The sequence below is a fragment of the Mesorhizobium sp. M0587 genome (assembly GCF_040320945.1).
In the GTDB taxonomy this organism is placed as follows: domain Bacteria; phylum Pseudomonadota; class Alphaproteobacteria; order Rhizobiales; family Rhizobiaceae; genus Mesorhizobium.
The window spans coordinates 25,385-41,076 of the sequence record NZ_JAMYQP010000006.1; the positions used below are offsets into that span (position 1 = coordinate 25,385).

The window sequence follows — 15,692 nt, forward strand, 5'->3', positions numbered from 1 at the left end:
ATCGCGCCGGATCTGATCAGACTGGAGGAATGCGGGGGAAACAATGACTTACAACCTGATCCTGGCCTTGGTGGTCGGCTATCTTCTGGGCTCGATCCCGTTCGGACTGCTGCTGACGCGTGCCGCTGGCCTGGGCGACGTCCGCAACATCGGCTCGGGCAATATCGGCGCCACCAACGTGCTGCGCACCGGCAACAAGGGCCTTGCCGCAGCCACGTTGCTGCTTGATGCGCTGAAAGGAACGGCGGCCGTTTTGATTACCGGCCATTTTGCACCGGAATTGGCGATCTGGGCCGGTCTTGGCGCCTTTCTCGGTCATCTCTATCCGGCATGGCTGGGCTTCAAGGGCGGTAAGGGCGTCGCGACTTACCTCGGCGTGCTGATCGGCATTGCCTGGCAGGTAGCACTGATCTTCGCCCTCGTCTGGCTGGTGGTGGCATACCTCTTCCGCTACTCGTCGCTGGCCGCGCTGGCGGCGGCTGTCGTCGTGCCGATCGCGCTCTTTGTCCTGAGCACGCCGCAGATTGCCGCTCTGTTCGCGGTGATGAGCATCATCGTCTTCATCAAGCACCGGGCCAACATTTCGCGGCTCCTTGCCGGCACCGAGGGCAAGATCGGAGCCAAGGAGTGAGCGAGCCCGCCGCCGGGCCGCGCCTCAGCGACCGGCAGCGGCTGAGCTGGCTCAGGCTGATCCGCACCCAGAATGTCGGCCCAGCCTCCTTTCGCGACCTGATCAACCGCTTCGGTTCGGCCGAAGTGGCGCTGGAGATACTGCCGGAACTGATGATTTCCGGCGGCGCCAGCCGGATCGCCCGTATCCCTTCCGTTGCCGAAGCCGAGGCGGAGATGGAAACAGCCCGGCGGACCGGCGCGCGCTTCGTCGGCATCGGCGAGCCCGACTATCCGCCGCTGTTGCGCAGCATGGACAATCCGCCGCCGCTGCTGGCGGTCAAGGGCAATGCCGCTGTGTTCCAGCTGCCGGGAGTGGCCATCGTCGGCGCCCGCAACGCATCGCTGGCCGGCATCAAGATGGCCCGCATGCTGGCGGCGGATCTTGGCCGCGACGGCTATGGTATCGTCTCGGGCCTGGCGCGTGGCATCGATACGGCAGCCCATCAGGGCAGTCTCTCGACCGGCACGATCGGTGTCCTGGCCGGAGGCCTGGATCTTCCCTATCCGCCCGAAAATGCCGGCCTGTGCGAGGAAATTACCGAACGCGGCGCCGTTATCTCGGAAATGCCGTTCGGCTGGCAGCCGCGCGCCCAGGATTTTCCGCGCCGCAACCGTCTCGTTGCCGGTGCGGCCCTCGGGTTGGTGGTGGTCGAGGCCGCACAGCGTTCGGGCTCGCTGATCAGCGCCAGGCTTGCAGGCGAAATGGGCCGGCTGGTCTTCGCCGTGCCCGGTTCACCGCTCGATCCGCGCGCCGCCGGCGCCAATGGCCTGCTCAAGGACGGCGCCACGCTGATCACCGAGGCATCCGACATTTCCAGGGCAATCGCGCCGCTGACCGGTATGCGGGCGCCCGATGTGCCGCCATTCGAGGAGCCGCCCGATTTTTCGGCCACGCCGCCACCCGGCGAGAGCGACCGCGCCCGCGTCATCGAGGCGCTCGGCCCGACGCCGGTGCCGGTCGACGAGATCATCCGCCACACAGGCCTGCACCCGGCCCAGGTCTTCATGGTGCTCCTGGAACTCGACCTCGCCGGCCGCCTCGAACGCCATGCCGGCGGCAATGTTTCGCTGGTTTTTGAGGAAAGCTGAAGCAGCCGTCAGTGGCGGTCGCGTTTTTCGGTCTCCGCGTAGTCCTGCGTATTTGCGCCAAAGAGATCTCTCTCGACAACTTTGCGCCAGACCGCGTCTGCTTCCTCGGGGCGCGACGGATCGAAGTTGGGGTCGGTTCGGTTGACACTCCGGCGCGAGCGCCGGCGTAGCCAGTTAGGCATGATCTCGCCGATGAGACTGGTGAATTGGGTCATTGACGGCTCCTTCAACTCGAAATCCTAAGAAATCGCTGCTGGCCGCGCCAGGATGATTTTGCTCATTTTGCAGGAGTGGCTGGATCAACCACTCTCTCGGCACTCCGGCTTACGACATCCAGCCAAGCCAACGCCTCGCTGACATCAGCCAGCACGTAACGCGCAGCGGTCGGCCCGCGGGGTTTTATACGAACCGAAACGCCATCGATTTCATTGATGGCATCGAAGCCGTTCTCGTCCGATGTATCGTCTCCCAGGAATATCGGCCTGCGGCCAGCGAAAGCCGATTCCAGCATGAAACGCCTGATGGCCGCGCCCTTCGCCGCCTCAAGCGGCATCAGTTCCACCCCGGCATTGCCGGCCAGAACCCGATATCCCCGCGGGAGCCTGTCCAGTGCCTGTTCGACCAGCTGTGTGGCGCGCTGGAGCAATTGTGGCGCGGCACGCGTGTGAACCGCCAGGATCGGACCCTTGCGCTCGATATAGACGTTTCCGCTGAGTTCGGCCTCGAGTTCGCTTGCCAATGCGGCAATGTCGGCGGGCTCATCCGCCGCTTCGACCGGCCCGTCCGGTTCAAGCCTGTGCTCCAAGCCATAGAGTCCGGCGGCGCGCAGTTTGAGCGGCCGGAAGAGATGGTCGACGGCGGCGATCGACCGTCCGGTGATGAAGGCCAGCGCTCCGCCCGCCCGCGCTTCCAGCCTTGGTAGCAAGGCCCTCAGCTCATCGCCAACGACGACCGCGTCGGGATGGGCGGCATGTTCGAGAAGGGTGCCGTCTATGTCCAGGAACAATGCCCATCGGCCTTGCGGCATGGTCGGCGCTGGCAGGTTTGGCGATCCGGACATCACAGTGCCGCGACCCGTTTGCGATCGAGTATCGATATCACGTTGGCGGCGGCAGACGGCCCCGGCCGGATACCAGGGTCGATCGTGGCCCGTTTGCGCAAACGGGCGGCGTCGAGAAGCATGCTGCCAGCCCAGCGATAGACATTGTTGTCGCGGACGATCTCGCGCATGCGATGCATGCGCTGCTGCTGCTCCGAGGGCGCCATGGTCAAGGCCTGCAGCAGCGCCTCGGCCATCATGGTGGCGTCATAGGGGTTGACGATCAGCGCCTCGAGAAGCTCTTTCGAGGCGCCGGCAAACATGCTGAGCATCAGCACGCCCTGCTCGTCGTCGCGCGCGGCGACAAACTCCTTGGCAACCAGGTTCATGCCGTCGTGCAGGCTGGTCACCATGCAGACGTCGGCGGCACGGTAGATTTCGTAGACCTGATTCTGCGCATGGTGCTCGGCCACCATCAATACAGGCTTGTAGCCTTCGCTGCCGTAACGTTGGTTGATCTCCTCGGCGCAGCGCAGGCATTCCTCATGCAGTTGCCGGTAGGCAGGCAAGGTGCCTCGGCTCGGTGCCGCGATTTGCAGGAATGCCACCTTGCCGATCCATTCGGGATGCTGCTTGAGCAGTTCGTCAAGCGCATTGAAACGGTCGAGAATGCCTTTGGTGTAGTCGAGGCGCTCGACCCCGACGCACAGGCTGACATCGTCCGCCAGGCCGAATTTCTTGCGAACTCGGTCGCGGCACTGCGCGACCGAGGGCATCTTCCCAAGTTGCGCGGGAGGCCATTCGATCGAGATCGGATAGGCATGGACCAGGCTGATTTGGCCGCCGTAAGTGATCGCCGAATCCTCGCGCTCGATCCTGCTCTCCAGGAAACGGTCGACGCTTTCGATGAAGTTGTTGCAATGGAACTGCGTGTGGAAACCGATGATCGAACTTCCCAGCAGCCCGTCCAGGATCTTCTCCCGCCACGGGCAGATGCTGAACACTTCCGAGTTCGGCCACGGAATGTGCCAGAAGGTGATGACGATCGCGTCAGGGAGCCGCTCCCGGATCATTCGCGGCAACAGCGCGAAATGATAGTCCTGAACCAGGACGATGGGGCGTTCGTTACGGGCTTCGGCGACAACGGTGTCGGCGAATTTCCGGTTGACCGCTTCGTATGTTTCCCAATCGGAGGCTCGGAATATGGGGCGGGTGAAGGCTATGTGGCACAACGGCCAGAGACCCTCATTGGCAAAGCCTAGATAGTAGCCCTGCTGTTCCTCCTCGGTGAGCCAGACACGCCGCAACGTATAGGACGGATTTTCTGGCGGGACCTCGATGCGGTCGTCCCGATCGACCACGAGATGATCCGCCGAGCCGCCGCCATAGGCGATCCAGGTTCCGGCACAGGCGCGCGTGATCGGTTCCAGCGCGGAGACGAGTCCGCTGGCCGGCACCACCAGTTCGACGTGGTCGTCCCTGAGATTGTGGATGTAGGGTTCGCGATTGGAGACCACGATGACCTGCGCGTCAGGCAGTTCCCTCGCCAAAATATCGCGCAGCGTTTCGGGCGACCAGTTGACCAGCGCCGCATCGGCGGAATGGCCATTCTTCTCGAATTCCCGCAGCACGACGCGAACCGGCGGAGGCTCTGTACCAAATGAGCCAGGTTTTATTCGGCGTGTGCGCAAGGCAGTTAATGCCAGAGCGGCAATGGAAACACAAAGACTGGCCAGAATGACGAACCATAGCGCGGAGGCGGAATGCAAAAGATCGAAACTGTTGTCTGTCATTGAATTTAGGCTGCTCTCCGATCGGAAGTTCGTCGGTGGGTCTCGGGCTCACGCTTGCGCCGACCTTTGTGCAACGCACATGGTCGGCGATGGTTCCGATTTTCAGCTCCTGACGACCAACTGCGCCAGCCCTTCATGGCGATCGGCCAGAAATGCGCCGACGCGGTCTCCGACCCGTTGGAAGACCAAATCGACCGATGCGTCGCCCACGGCGAGGTGGCGGATCACCAGATTGTCGATGCCTATCGGCAAGCGCGGCCTTGTCACCTGGATTTCGCCGGTCCAGCCGTCGATCTGAAGGCCGAGGCAGGCCTGCATGAGCATGAAGGCGGACCCCGCCGACCAGGCCTGCGGCAGGCAGGCAACCGGATAGGCAATAGGCGCCTCGCCCGGTGCACGCGTAAATCCGCAGAACAGTTCGGGCAAGCGCATATTGAAATGGACCGCGGATTCGAACGTTCCGCTCATCAGCCGCACGACGCTGTCGCGGATGCCGTATCGCGCCAGGCCGGCCGCGCAGATCGCCGTGTCATGCGGCCAGATCGAACCGTTGTGATACGACATCGGGTTGAAGAATATCGCGTCGTCCGCCAGCGTTCGCAGTCCCCAGCCGGAGTGGAAAGAGGCCGAAAGCAGCTGGTCGGCGACGATGCGCGCACGATCCGGTTCCGGAAGGCCGACATAGAGCAGGTGTCCGGCATTGGACGTGCGCACCTTGCAAGGTTGGCCATCGCCGTCCAGGGCCAGCGCGTAATAGCCCAATTCCTCGATCCAAAATTGGCTTTCGACCCGCTGCCGGATATCAAACGCACTTTTCTCCCAGCCTTCGGCTCTTTCGGTTTCGCCGCGCAGTCGCGCCAGTTTCGCCAGCCCCTCGAACGCCGCGAAGACATAGCCCTGGACCTCGACCAGCGCGATCGGCCCCTTCGGAATGCGGCCGTCGGCATGAAAGACGGAATCGAGGCTGTCTTTCCATCCCTGGTTGGCCAAGCCCGATTCCGCCGCGCGCCGGTAGGTGACGAAGCCTGTCGCCTGGCTTGCTGCCTCGATCCATTCGGCGGCGGCGCACAGTGACGGCCACAGGCTGTCGATCAGGCCCGTATCGCCGGTGCGGTCCGCGTAGGCGCAGGCAAGATGGACATAGAGCGGCGTTGTGTCGACACCGCCATAGTAGCGGCCGAACGGCAGCTCGCTGAGCGCCGTCATCTCGCCCTTGCGGGTCTCATGCATGATCTTGCCGGGCTGGGAATCGCTGAAGGGCGAGGTTTCGGTAGCCTGATGCTGAGCCAGAAAAGCGAGCACGCCGCGCGCCAGGCCGGGATTGAGCCAGAGCATCTGCAAGGCCGAGATCACTCCGTCCCGGCCGAAAGCCGTCGAGAACCAGGGAATGCCGGCATAGGGATATGGCCCGGTCGCCAGTTCGGTGGTGAGCAATGCGACATCCGCGCGCGCCCGCTCTATCCAGTCGTTGAACACCCGGCCCGAGCTGTGCAGCGTTGCACCATGGCGGCGCTTGGCGCGCATGCCAAAACGCGCGCGGGCCGCTGCCGCGCGAAATCGCTCGCGTTCGGGAGCATCCGTTATCTCTGTCCCGACCTCCACATAAAGTGTCTTGCGGCTGCGCTTGGTGACGGCGATGAGAAAATCCGCCCGCTCAGCGGTCAACTCGTCCGGTGTCTGCGAGAACGATATGACCGACGTGCGCACGACTTTGTCCAGGCCTTCGTAGCGAAGCGTCACCGAGTTCTCGGCCAATTCGGCTGTATGGGCAGTGCCGCGCTTGGGACGAGTCGAGCCGCGAACTTCGAACATGTCGCGAAAATCGGCGGCGAAGCGCAGCGAAAGCAGGACCGTCGAGTGTTCCTGGCTGTAGTTTGAAAGCGTCAGGCGCTCATACAACCGGTCCTGCCACAGCAGCCTGACGCGTTCGATATGGATCGCGCCCTGCGGAATGGGCCGGCCACCGGCGCTCTCGATCGGCAGATTGGTCAGATTGGTGGTGAAAAGGACGTTGTCCTGGCTGAGCGATGCGCCAAGCAGCGATGTCGAACGGCCACCGATCGCCAGACGAAATTCGGAAAGCACGCGCGTGTCGTCGCGGAAAAATCCATCGCCGACGCCTCGTACGTCGCCATAGGCATCGGCGACGGCAAAACAATCGCCGTGCTTGAGGGCGAAAAGCCGGTGCGGCTCTCTCGGTGCCGTTTCGTCAAGGGAGGCCAGCGCTATTGCCGGATCGAGCTTGCGCTCGTCGAGTTGGGTGATGGTCAAGAGGATTGTCCCGTGCTCGTTTCTGAACGGGGTTCGGCGTTATGAAGCTTTGATCTCGTCATCGCTGCTGTTCATCCGAGAATAGGCCGCGACATAATCCCTGGCCATTCTATCGGCTGAAAACCGCCTTTCGAATACCGCTCTTATTCGTCGCCTGTCGAGTTGCAGAAGAGCCGGCATAGCAGCGACGGCATCTTCCATTGTCTCTACGACGAACCCGGTCGTGCCATGATCGATTATCTCGGGCATGGCGCCGCAACTCCAGGCCATGACGGGGGTTCCGCACGCCATCGCCTCGATCACGGCAAGCCCGAACGGCTCCGGCCAATCGATGGGAAACAGCAAGGCGGCAGCATTGCCGAGAAACCTGCTCTTCTGCTCCTCGCCGATCTCGCCGACATATTCGACGCGGTCACCGTCGATCATCGGCTGGATGACTTCCTCGAAATAGGCGCGGTCGCCGTCGCCGATCTTGGCCGCGAGTTTGAGCTTCAGCCCGGTGCGCCTGGCGATCTCGATTGCCCGGTCCGGCCGCTTGTCGCGCGACATCCTGCCCAGGAAGGCCAGATACACACCATCCGAACCAGCCTCGAAATCGGGCTCGTAGATGTTGAGCGGCAAGCCGTGGTGGATCGTAGCCAGCCAGTTCGCGGAGGCAAACCGGGCCCTCTGGCTGCGCGATATGGAAATCATCGGGAAGCGTGGGAACCGGTCATAGGCCGGTGCGAGGTCCGCGTAATCCAATCTGCCATGCGGCGTCGTCACCGTGCGGTGCGGCATGTGGCGAAAAAACGGGAAATGCAGGAAATGGCTGAGATGGAAGTGAATGACATCAAAATCGTCGGCCCGTTTCCTCACCTCGTCGAGCATTGACAGATGCGCCGCGATTTCCGACTTCAGCGGACGGGGATCGAGGCGAAGCGCCCGTTCGCGGCAAGGCACCAGCCGGGCAGAGGTTTTCGTATCGCCGCTGGCGAACAACGTCACGTCGTGGCCGAGTTCGACGAGCGCTTCGGTGAGATAGGAGATGATGCGCTCGGTGCCTCCGTAGAGTCTCGGCGGCACGGATTCATACAGCGGCGCGACATGGGCGATCTTCATTGGCCTGCGTTCCCTCAATGAGCTGGTCACAGGCGAAAATGCATCAGCGGCGGGATCGTTCCTCGATAATCGCGAAGATGTGTCGAGCGTGCGGGCAGTTCCGGCGACGGGATTCAGCAATTTAACAAAATCAATGGCTTACAGAATCAACCCTGCAAGAGCCGCACGATCTGTCGTGTCGTCACTGACGGAGTGGTTTTTAGAAGTCGCGCGGATCGCGAAAAAAATCGCGCGGTTCAGGCTTTAGTCCAAACGCCAGGACACCTAAGCCACTGATATTTAACGTTTGCGCGGCCTGAGACATAGGTGACGTTTTGTACCGGACACATGGGTAACACTTTTGGCTTTTGGCCGGAGGTGTTTATGCCGTGGAGAGAGTGTTCGGTGATGGAGGAACGTCTACGTTTCGTTGCCCGCCTTCTCGAGGGAGAAGGCATGAGCGATGTGTGCCGGGATTTTGGGATTTCGCGCAAGACCGGCTACAAGATCTTCAACCGCTACAAGGACGAAGGGCTGGAGGCGCTTTGCGACCGCTCGCGCCGGCCGGTGAGGTATGCCAATCAGTTGCCCGAGCAGATCGAGCGGCTGATCGTCGAGACCAAGCGCGAGAAGCCGCATTGGGGCGCTCGCAAGATCAGGGAGTTGCTGGTCCGGAAGCTCGCCGGTGATGTGCGTATCCCAGCCAAAAGCACCGTGCATGCCGTGCTCGACCGTCACGGCCTTGTGAGCCAGGCCCGCAAGAGGAACCGGGCGAACAAGGCCGTGGGCACGCCGTTGTCGCAAGCCGCCGCCCCTAACGATCTGTGGTGCGCCGACTTCAAGGGGGAGTTCAGGCTTGGCAACGGTAGCTACTGTTACCCCCTGACGGTCACCGACCAGACCTCGCGCTATGTGCTCGCCTGCGAAGCGCTTGAATGACAAAGGAGACGCCGGTCATCGAGGCCTTTGTGCGGCTGTTCAAGGAGCGCGGCCTGCCCGCCGCCATACGCTCCGACAACGGGCTCCCTTTCGCTTCGCCTAACGGCCTCTACAATCTCTCGCGCCTGTCGGTGTTCTGGCTCAGGCTCGGCATCGTCATCGAGCGCATCCAGCCGGGCAACCCGCAGCAGAACGGCCGCCACGAGCGCATGCATCTGACCTTAAAGAAAGAGACGACCAGGCCGCCCGGCATGAACATCCTCCAGCAGCAGGCGAGGTTCGACGCTTTTATCAGCGAATTCAACGAGGAAAGGCCACACGAGGCGCTTGCCATGCGCACCCCGGCCGAACTCTACACGCCGTCCTCAAGAGCCTATGAGGGCTTGCCGGAACTGGAATACCCCTTCCACGACCGCGACATCCTGGTTACCGCTTGCGGCCGCATCTGTATGCACAGGAAGAAGATCAACGTCTCGACCGTCCTTGCCGGTCAGAGGCTCGGAATCAAGGAGGTCGACGACGGCATTTGGCTCGTCAGCTTCATGCATTACGATCTCGGTTATATCGACTTGGAACAGAGGACCTTGCAAACCATCGACAACCCGTTCGGCACGAGGTTGTCACCCATGTCTTAGGTACAATCTGTTACCTATGTGTCCGGGCTGGACAGTTAAAATAGTGGTGAGCGCGATGGGATTCGAACCCATGACCTACTGATTAAAAGTCAGTTGCTCTACCGGCTGAGCTACGCGCTCCCGCGGGCTCGAAAGGCCGCCCTCGAAATTGCGCGGAACATAGGGAGAGTGCCGCGGCCGGTCAACCGAAAAAGATCGCTTGCAGGCCGGGCTTTTCCGCGGTCTTGCAGCGCCCTTTCGATCTGCCCCGGCAAGGCGGGATTGCCCTTCGAAATTGGCTTCTCGTGGCAGGTCAGCAGCGGGAGCTATCGCAAATCAGCGGCTTGGTATTTTTCCCGGAACAATTGCAAAGGACGCCCGTTCCCCTGCCACAAGGGACAGGCAATCCACCCTTCGAATCGAGGAGCAGAACGATGAACAGAATCGCATCAGGCTTGTTGGCCAGCGTGCTATCTCTTTCGTTTGCCGCGGCGGAGATCGTGCCAGTCAACGCGCAGCCAAATTACACGCCGCTTGGCCAAGGTCTCTCATCGGATGTGCAGACCGTGCAGTACCGGGAGTGGCGTAGGCACCGCACCTTCAATCGCGACTTTTCCCGCAACCGGGTCTATTCGCGCAACGATGACATGTATTGGCGCGGGCATCGCGGCTATCGCGAATACCGCCCGGGCTATCGCCGCCACGGAGATTTCTGGTTTCCGCTGGCTGCCTTCGCCACCGGCGCGCTGATTACCGGCGCAATCGCCAACCAGAACCGCGTCTATCGTGGCGATGGGCACGTGCAGTGGTGCTATGACCGCTATCGGTCCTATCGGGCGTCGGACAATACGTTCCAGCCGAACTACGGTCCCCGCCGTCAGTGCGTCTCGCCCTACTGAGCGCCAGCAGCAGAGTCGTTGCCCGAGCCCGTGCCTCGACGGCATGGGCTCTGTCGGCATCTCGGATCTGGGCCTGAAAGAAGCGAGCCCGGGTCAGTTCGCCCAGTTGATGGTCTTCAAGATCAGATACAGGCCTCCGCCATCACCGCGCGGAGAACGGTAGGCTCCAGGCGCGTTGCAGATTCGAACCATCGCTGCCGTCAGCTCCCAACCGAGCGCTTCCAGGTCGTTGTCGGTATCCGCCACATACGCCTGAGCCAGTTCGTCGATGCCGTTCTCCTCGCCAAAGGATCGAACCAGCTTTGCGTCGCTAAGGATATCGCCAGGCAAGTTTGAATTCGACCACGCCCAGAGCCAGTTGCTGGCCTTGGTGCTGGTCGAGCCTGCGATCTGGATCTTGGCGACGACCTTGACCACCCCTTTCTCGGAAAACAGAAGCTTTCCAGCCGTGAGGTCGTAGTCATAGCGTGCCCAAGTGCCGAGATGGAAATCTCTCTGCAAACCCGCATTCTTGACATTCAGCTGTTCGATGGCTTCATCGCGCCACGCAGGATACCAGCCTGGCTTCGTTGCCTCTCGCCTGACACTCACCGCCCGATCGCTCCTTGTTGCATGCCTCTTATCGCACGCTCAGCGTCCTTCGCACAGCATCTCGCCAACCGGCAATCTTGGCGGAACGTGTCGAAGCGTCCATGTCCGGTTGAAACCGCCGTTCAAGCGCCCAAGTCTTGGCGAATTCCTTGGCCTTTGGCCAAACACCCGCCTTCGAGCCGGCCAGCCACGCGGCGCCGAGCGCGGTCGTCTCCAGAATGATCGGGCGATCGACCGGGGCATCGAGGATGTCGGCAAGTCTCTGCATGGTCCAGTCGGAGGCCACCATGCCGCCATCGACGCGAAGCACGGTCTTGGCCGAGGCGCCCTTCCAGTCCTTGCGCATGGCGTCGAGCAAGTCACGGGTCTGGTAAGCGACGGCTTCGAGCGCCGCGCGGGCAAACTCCGCCGGGCCGGAATTGCGGGTCAGCCCGAAAATGGCGCCCCGCGCCTCGGCGTCCCAATGCGGTGCGCCCAGGCCCACAAAGGCCGGCACCAGGTAAACGTTCTGGGTTGGGTCGGCCTCGGCCGCAAGTCCGCCGCTTTGCTCGGATTTGCCGATCACCTTGATGCCGTCGCGCAACCATTGCACGGCTGCGCCGGCGATGAAGATCGACCCCTCCAGCGCATAGGTCGTCTTGCCGTTCAGCCGGTAGGCGATGGTGGTCAGCAGCCGGTTCTTCGAACGCACCAGATCGCTGCCTGTATTGAGCAGCGCAAAACAGCCGGTGCCATAGGTGGATTTCATCATGCCCGGCTCGAAACAAGCCTGGCCAATGGTCGCGGCGTGCTGGTCGCCGGCGACGCCGAGGATTCTTATCCCGGCACCAAACAGGTTTTTCTCCGTGATTCCATAGTCGTCGGCGCAGTCCTTCACTTCCGGGAGCATTTTCGCCGGGATATTGAGGATGGCCAGCAATTCGTCGTCCCAGGCATTCTCCGCGATGTCGTAAACCAGCGTACGCGAGGCATTGGTGGCGTCGGTGGCATGCACCTTGCCGCCGGTCAGCCGCCAGATCAAAAAACTGTCGATCGTGCCGGCGAGCAATTCGCCCTTCTCGGCGCGTTTCCTGGCGCCTTTAACCTTGTCGAGCATCCAGGCGATCTTGGTGCCGGAGAAATAGGGATCGAGCAGCAGGCCGGTCTTGCGGGTGAACTTCTTCTCCAGCCCCTGCTTCCTGAGCTTCTCGCAAAGCGGCGCGGTGCGCCTGTCCTGCCAGACGATGGCGTTATGGATCGGCTTGCCTGTCGTCTTGTCCCAGATGACGACGGTTTCGCGCTGATTGGTGATGCCGAGCGCCGCGACTTCGGAAGCATTGCGGCCCGCGGTCCTCAGGGCGGTCTTCACCGTTGCCACGACGCTCGACCAGATCTCTTCCGGATCGTGCTCGACCCAGCCGGACGCCGGGTAATGCTGAGTGAATTCCTGCTGCCCGCTGCCTGCGACTTTCATCTGGCCGTCGAACAGGATCGTCCGGGTCGATGTCGTTCCCTGGTCGATTGCCAGCACAAAACCGCTCATTCCACGTCCTCCGCCTCTATGCAAAGAAGGGAGACGGCAATGAGCCGCCTCCCCCGATTTTACACGGACGCGAACGTCCGCTCAGAACGGTCCTACTTCTGCCAGCTCTTCACCAGTTCGTCGTAGTTGATGGTGATCGGCTTTTCCTTCTCGTTCTCGATCTTCAGCTGAGGAGCGAGATTGCCCTTCTTGACCGCGTCGGCGTTCCAGTAGGCGAGGTCATGCTCTTCGGCCATCTTCGGGCCGATATCGCCCTGGACGCCCGACTTTTCGATGCGGGTCATGACCTTTTCCTGCTCGCCGCAAAGCGAGTCCATCGCTTCCTGCGCTGTCTTGGCGCCCGACGAAGCGTCGCCGATCGCCTGCCACCAAAGCTGTGCCAGCTTCGGATAATCCGGCACGTTGGTGCCGGTCGGCGACCACTGCACGCGGGCCGGCGAACGGTAGAACTCGATCAGACCGCCGAGCTTGGGCGCACGTTCGGTGAAGCTCTTGTCGTGGATCGTGCTCTCGCGGATGAAGGTCAGGCCGACATGGCTCTTCTTCACGTCGACGGTCTTCGAAGTGACGAACTGCGCGTAAAGCCATGCGGCCTTGGCGCGGTCGGTCGGCGTCGACTTCATCAGCGTCCAGGATCCGACGTCCTGATAGCCGAGCTTCATGCCGTCCTTCCAGTAGACGCCGTGCGGCGACGGCGCCATGCGCCATTTCGGCGTGCCGTCGTCGTTCAGCACCGCCTTGGCGCCGGCGTCGACCATCGACGCGGTGAAGGCGGTATACCAGAAGATCTGCTGGGCAACCGCGCCCTGAGCCGGCACCGGACCCGATTCGGAGAAGGTCATGCCCTGCGCTTCCGCCGGTGCGTAGGCCTTCAGCCAGTCGAGATATTTCTGGATCGAATAGACGGCAGCCGGGCCATTTGTGTCGCCTCCGCGGGCCGTGCAGGAGCCGACCGGTCGCGAATTCTCGTCGACCTTGATGCCCCATTCGTCGACAGGCAGACCATTCGGGATGCCTTTGTCGCCATTGCCGGCCATGGACAGCCAGGCGTCGGTGAACCGCCAGCCGAGCGACGGGTCCTTCTTGCCATAGTCCATATGGCCGTAGACCTTCTTGCCGTCGATCTCTCGACCGGTGAAGAACGCGGCGATGTCTTCATAGGCCGACCAGTTGACCGGCACGCCGAGATCGTAGCCGTACTTCGCCTTGAAGTCCGCCTTGTTCTTCTCGTCGTTGAACCAGTCGTAACGGAACCAGTAGAGGTTGGCGAACTGCTGGTCGGGGAGCTGATAGAGCTTCTTGTCGGGTGCCGTCGTGAACGAGGTGCCGATAAAGTCCTTGAGGTCGAGGTTCGGATTGGTGACATCCTTGCCCTCGCCCGCCATCCAGTCGGTCAGGTTACGCACCTGCTGGTAACGCCAGTGCGTGCCGATCAGATCGGAATCGTTGACCCAGCCGTCATAAAGGTTCTGGCCGGTCTGCATCTGGGTCTGGATCTTCTCCACGACGTCGCCTTCCTGGATGACGTCGTGCGTGATCTTGATCCCGGTGATGGCGGTAAAGGCCGGCGCCAGCACCTGCGATTCATACTGGTGCGTGGCGATGGTTTCGGAGACGACCTTGATGTCCATGCCGGCGAAAGGCTTTGCCGCGTCGATGAACCATTGCATTTCGGCTTCCTGATCGGCGCGCGAGAGCGTCGAAAGCGGACCGATTTCCTTGTCCAGGAAAGCCTTTGCCTCATCCATTCCAGCATAGGCATTCCCTGCCCCCAGCAATAGGACCAAGGCCGTCGTCGATGTTAGAAATTGCCGTCGCATGTGTTTCCTCCACTTTTACACGTTCAGGTTTAAAGTGCGATCTGGAGCGGTCGCCTGCACGCGGCCGCTCCAACAGTTTCCCCCTCTATACGTAGCGGAACACGCCGACGGCGTAGACTACGGAGAGAGCGAGAGCCCACCATAGGTTGGGTCCGACAAGACCCAGCCAAGCGAGATGAATAAAGGCGCTGCCCAGCAGCGATAGGAAAAGCCGGTCGCCGCGCGTCGTCTCGAAGCGCAGCACGCCGACGCGCGGATTGCCGCCCGGCGAGGCATATTCCCAAGCCGCCATGCCGCAGAGCAGCAGAAAGATGGTTCCGAAGAAAGCCGCGGTCGGCCAGGTCCATGCCATCCAGGAGAGGTCGAGATTCATGGGTCAGCTCCTCCCGAGCGCAATGCCGCCGGCGATCGTGCCGTGGACGAACCCGTGCGTTCGTTTCATCAAACCCTCCCCAGGGCGAAGCCCTTGGCGATGTAGTTTCGCACGAACCAAATGACGAGCGCGCCAGGGATCAGCGTCAGCACACCGGCGGCGGCCAGCAGGCCCCAGTCCATGCCGGCGGCCGACACGGTGCGAGTCATCGCGGCGGCGATCGGCTTGGCATCCGTGGTCGTCAGCGTGCGGGCGATCAGCAATTCGACCCACGAGAACATGAAGCAGAAGAAGCAGGCGACGCCGATGCCGCTCGCGATCAGCGGCATGAATATCCGCACGAAGAAGCGCGGGAACGAATAGCCGTCGATATAGGCGGTCTCGTCGATCTCCTTCGGCACGCCCGACATGAAGCCTTCGAGGATCCACACCGCCAACGGTACGTTGAACAGGCAATGCGCCAGCGCGACGGCGATATGCGTGTCGATCAGGCCGAATGCGGAATAGAGCTGGAAGAACGGCAGCGCGAACACCGCGGGCGGCGCCATGCGGTTGGTCAGCAGCCAGAAGAACAGATGCTTGTCGCCAAGGAAGCGATAGCGCGAGAATGCATACGCCGCCGGCAGCGCCGCCGCGACGGAAATCACCATGTTCATAACCACATAGGTGATCGAGTTGATGTAGCCCGAATACCAGGACGCATCGGTGAAGATGGTGACGTAGTTAGCGATCGTCGGCGAATGCGGATAGAGCGTCAGCGAGGAGACGATCTCCGCATTGGTCTTGAAGCTCATGTTGATGAGCCAGTAGATCGGCAGCAAAAGCACGATGATGTAGAGCGTCGGTACGATCCACCACCAGCGCGATTCCTCGCCGCGCCGGCGCATGCGCCTGTCGAGTTCGCTCTGCGACAGCGTACTCGCGAGGCCTTCCGACGCTGCCGTCCCGTTCACCGCGTTACGCTCGGTCCGTTCGTTGGCGCCGCTCATC

General features: G+C 61.8%; 13 protein-coding genes, 1 tRNA gene and 1 pseudogene. 4 read left to right on the forward strand and 11 right to left on the reverse strand.

Annotation, left to right across the window (positions count from 1 at the left end; all coding sequences use genetic code 11):
• Positions 1-43 precede the first annotated feature (43 nt).
• Both plsY and dprA read left to right on the forward strand, forming a co-directional pair.
• Complete coding sequence (gene plsY, locus NKI49_RS07390; protein ID WP_352599309.1) at positions 44-631, forward strand: glycerol-3-phosphate 1-O-acyltransferase PlsY; 588 nt, start codon at positions 44-46, stop codon at positions 629-631.
• Positions 628-1,761 (forward strand): DNA-processing protein DprA, encoded by a 1,134-nt coding sequence (gene dprA / locus NKI49_RS07395; RefSeq protein WP_352599307.1) that lies wholly within the window; start codon positions 628-630, stop codon positions 1,759-1,761. The genes plsY and dprA overlap by 4 nt, the downstream gene beginning before the upstream one ends.
• Positions 1,762-1,769: 8 nt before the next feature.
• On the opposite strand, the gene NKI49_RS07400 is transcribed toward dprA, so the two are convergent.
• The 5 genes from NKI49_RS07400 to NKI49_RS07420 form a co-directional block, all read right to left on the reverse strand.
• Positions 1,770-1,976, reverse strand: a complete 207-nt coding sequence (locus tag NKI49_RS07400; protein ID WP_352599305.1) for a hypothetical protein — start codon at positions 1,974-1,976, stop codon at positions 1,770-1,772.
• 62 nt (positions 1,977-2,038) lie between these two features.
• Positions 2,039-2,821 (reverse strand): trehalose-phosphatase, encoded by a 783-nt coding sequence (gene otsB / locus NKI49_RS07405; RefSeq protein WP_352599303.1) that lies wholly within the window; start codon positions 2,819-2,821, stop codon positions 2,039-2,041.
• The gene (locus tag NKI49_RS07410) at positions 2,821-4,593 is read right to left on the reverse strand and encodes an alpha,alpha-trehalose-phosphate synthase (UDP-forming) (RefSeq protein ID WP_352599301.1); all 1,773 of its coding nucleotides are present in this window, start codon (positions 4,591-4,593) and stop codon (positions 2,821-2,823) included. The genes otsB and NKI49_RS07410 overlap by 1 nt, the downstream gene beginning before the upstream one ends.
• A gap of 102 nt (positions 4,594-4,695) precedes the next feature.
• The gene (locus NKI49_RS07415; protein WP_352599373.1) at positions 4,696-6,858 is read right to left on the reverse strand and encodes an amylo-alpha-1,6-glucosidase; all 2,163 of its coding nucleotides are present in this window, start codon (positions 6,856-6,858) and stop codon (positions 4,696-4,698) included.
• Positions 6,859-6,903: 45 nt separating this feature from the next.
• Positions 6,904-7,965: a glycosyltransferase family 4 protein gene (locus tag NKI49_RS07420; RefSeq protein WP_352599299.1), complete on the reverse strand. Its 1,062-nt coding sequence runs from the start codon at positions 7,963-7,965 to the stop codon at positions 6,904-6,906.
• A gap of 363 nt (positions 7,966-8,328) precedes the next feature.
• On the opposite strand from NKI49_RS07420, the pseudogene NKI49_RS07425 reads away from it, so the two are divergent.
• Positions 8,329-9,518: pseudogene (locus tag NKI49_RS07425) on the forward strand (integrase core domain-containing protein).
• Between the two features lie 44 nt (positions 9,519-9,562).
• Here NKI49_RS07425 and NKI49_RS07430 read toward each other — a convergent pair.
• Positions 9,563-9,638, reverse strand: a tRNA-Lys gene (locus tag NKI49_RS07430).
• Between the two features lie 293 nt (positions 9,639-9,931).
• Between NKI49_RS07430 and NKI49_RS07435 the strand changes: the two genes are divergently transcribed.
• The gene (locus tag NKI49_RS07435; RefSeq protein ID WP_352599298.1) at positions 9,932-10,396 is read left to right on the forward strand and encodes a BA14K family protein; all 465 of its coding nucleotides are present in this window, start codon (positions 9,932-9,934) and stop codon (positions 10,394-10,396) included.
• Positions 10,397-10,489: 93 nt separating this feature from the next.
• On the opposite strand, the gene NKI49_RS07440 is transcribed toward NKI49_RS07435, so the two are convergent.
• The 5 genes from NKI49_RS07440 to NKI49_RS07460 all read right to left on the reverse strand — a co-directional run bounded on the left by NKI49_RS07440 (position 10,490) and on the right by NKI49_RS07460 (position 15,691).
• Positions 10,490-10,987 (reverse strand): DUF6882 domain-containing protein, encoded by a 498-nt coding sequence (locus NKI49_RS07440; protein WP_352599296.1) that lies wholly within the window; start codon positions 10,985-10,987, stop codon positions 10,490-10,492.
• 28 nt (positions 10,988-11,015) lie between these two features.
• Positions 11,016-12,509, reverse strand: a complete 1,494-nt coding sequence (gene glpK, locus NKI49_RS07445; protein WP_352599294.1) for a glycerol kinase GlpK — start codon at positions 12,507-12,509, stop codon at positions 11,016-11,018.
• Positions 12,510-12,601: 92 nt separating this feature from the next.
• Positions 12,602-14,329 (reverse strand): ABC transporter substrate-binding protein, encoded by a 1,728-nt coding sequence (locus NKI49_RS07450; protein ID WP_352599292.1) that lies wholly within the window; start codon positions 14,327-14,329, stop codon positions 12,602-12,604.
• Positions 14,330-14,414: 85 nt separating this feature from the next.
• Positions 14,415-14,702 carry a DUF2160 domain-containing protein gene (locus NKI49_RS07455; protein ID WP_352599290.1) on the reverse strand — a complete coding sequence of 96 codons (288 nt, stop codon included), beginning with the start codon at positions 14,700-14,702 and terminating at the stop codon, positions 14,415-14,417.
• A 68-nt stretch (positions 14,703-14,770) separates the two neighbouring features.
• Positions 14,771-15,691 (reverse strand): carbohydrate ABC transporter permease, encoded by a 921-nt coding sequence (locus tag NKI49_RS07460; RefSeq protein ID WP_352599288.1) that lies wholly within the window; start codon positions 15,689-15,691, stop codon positions 14,771-14,773.
• Position 15,692 lies beyond the last annotated feature (1 nt).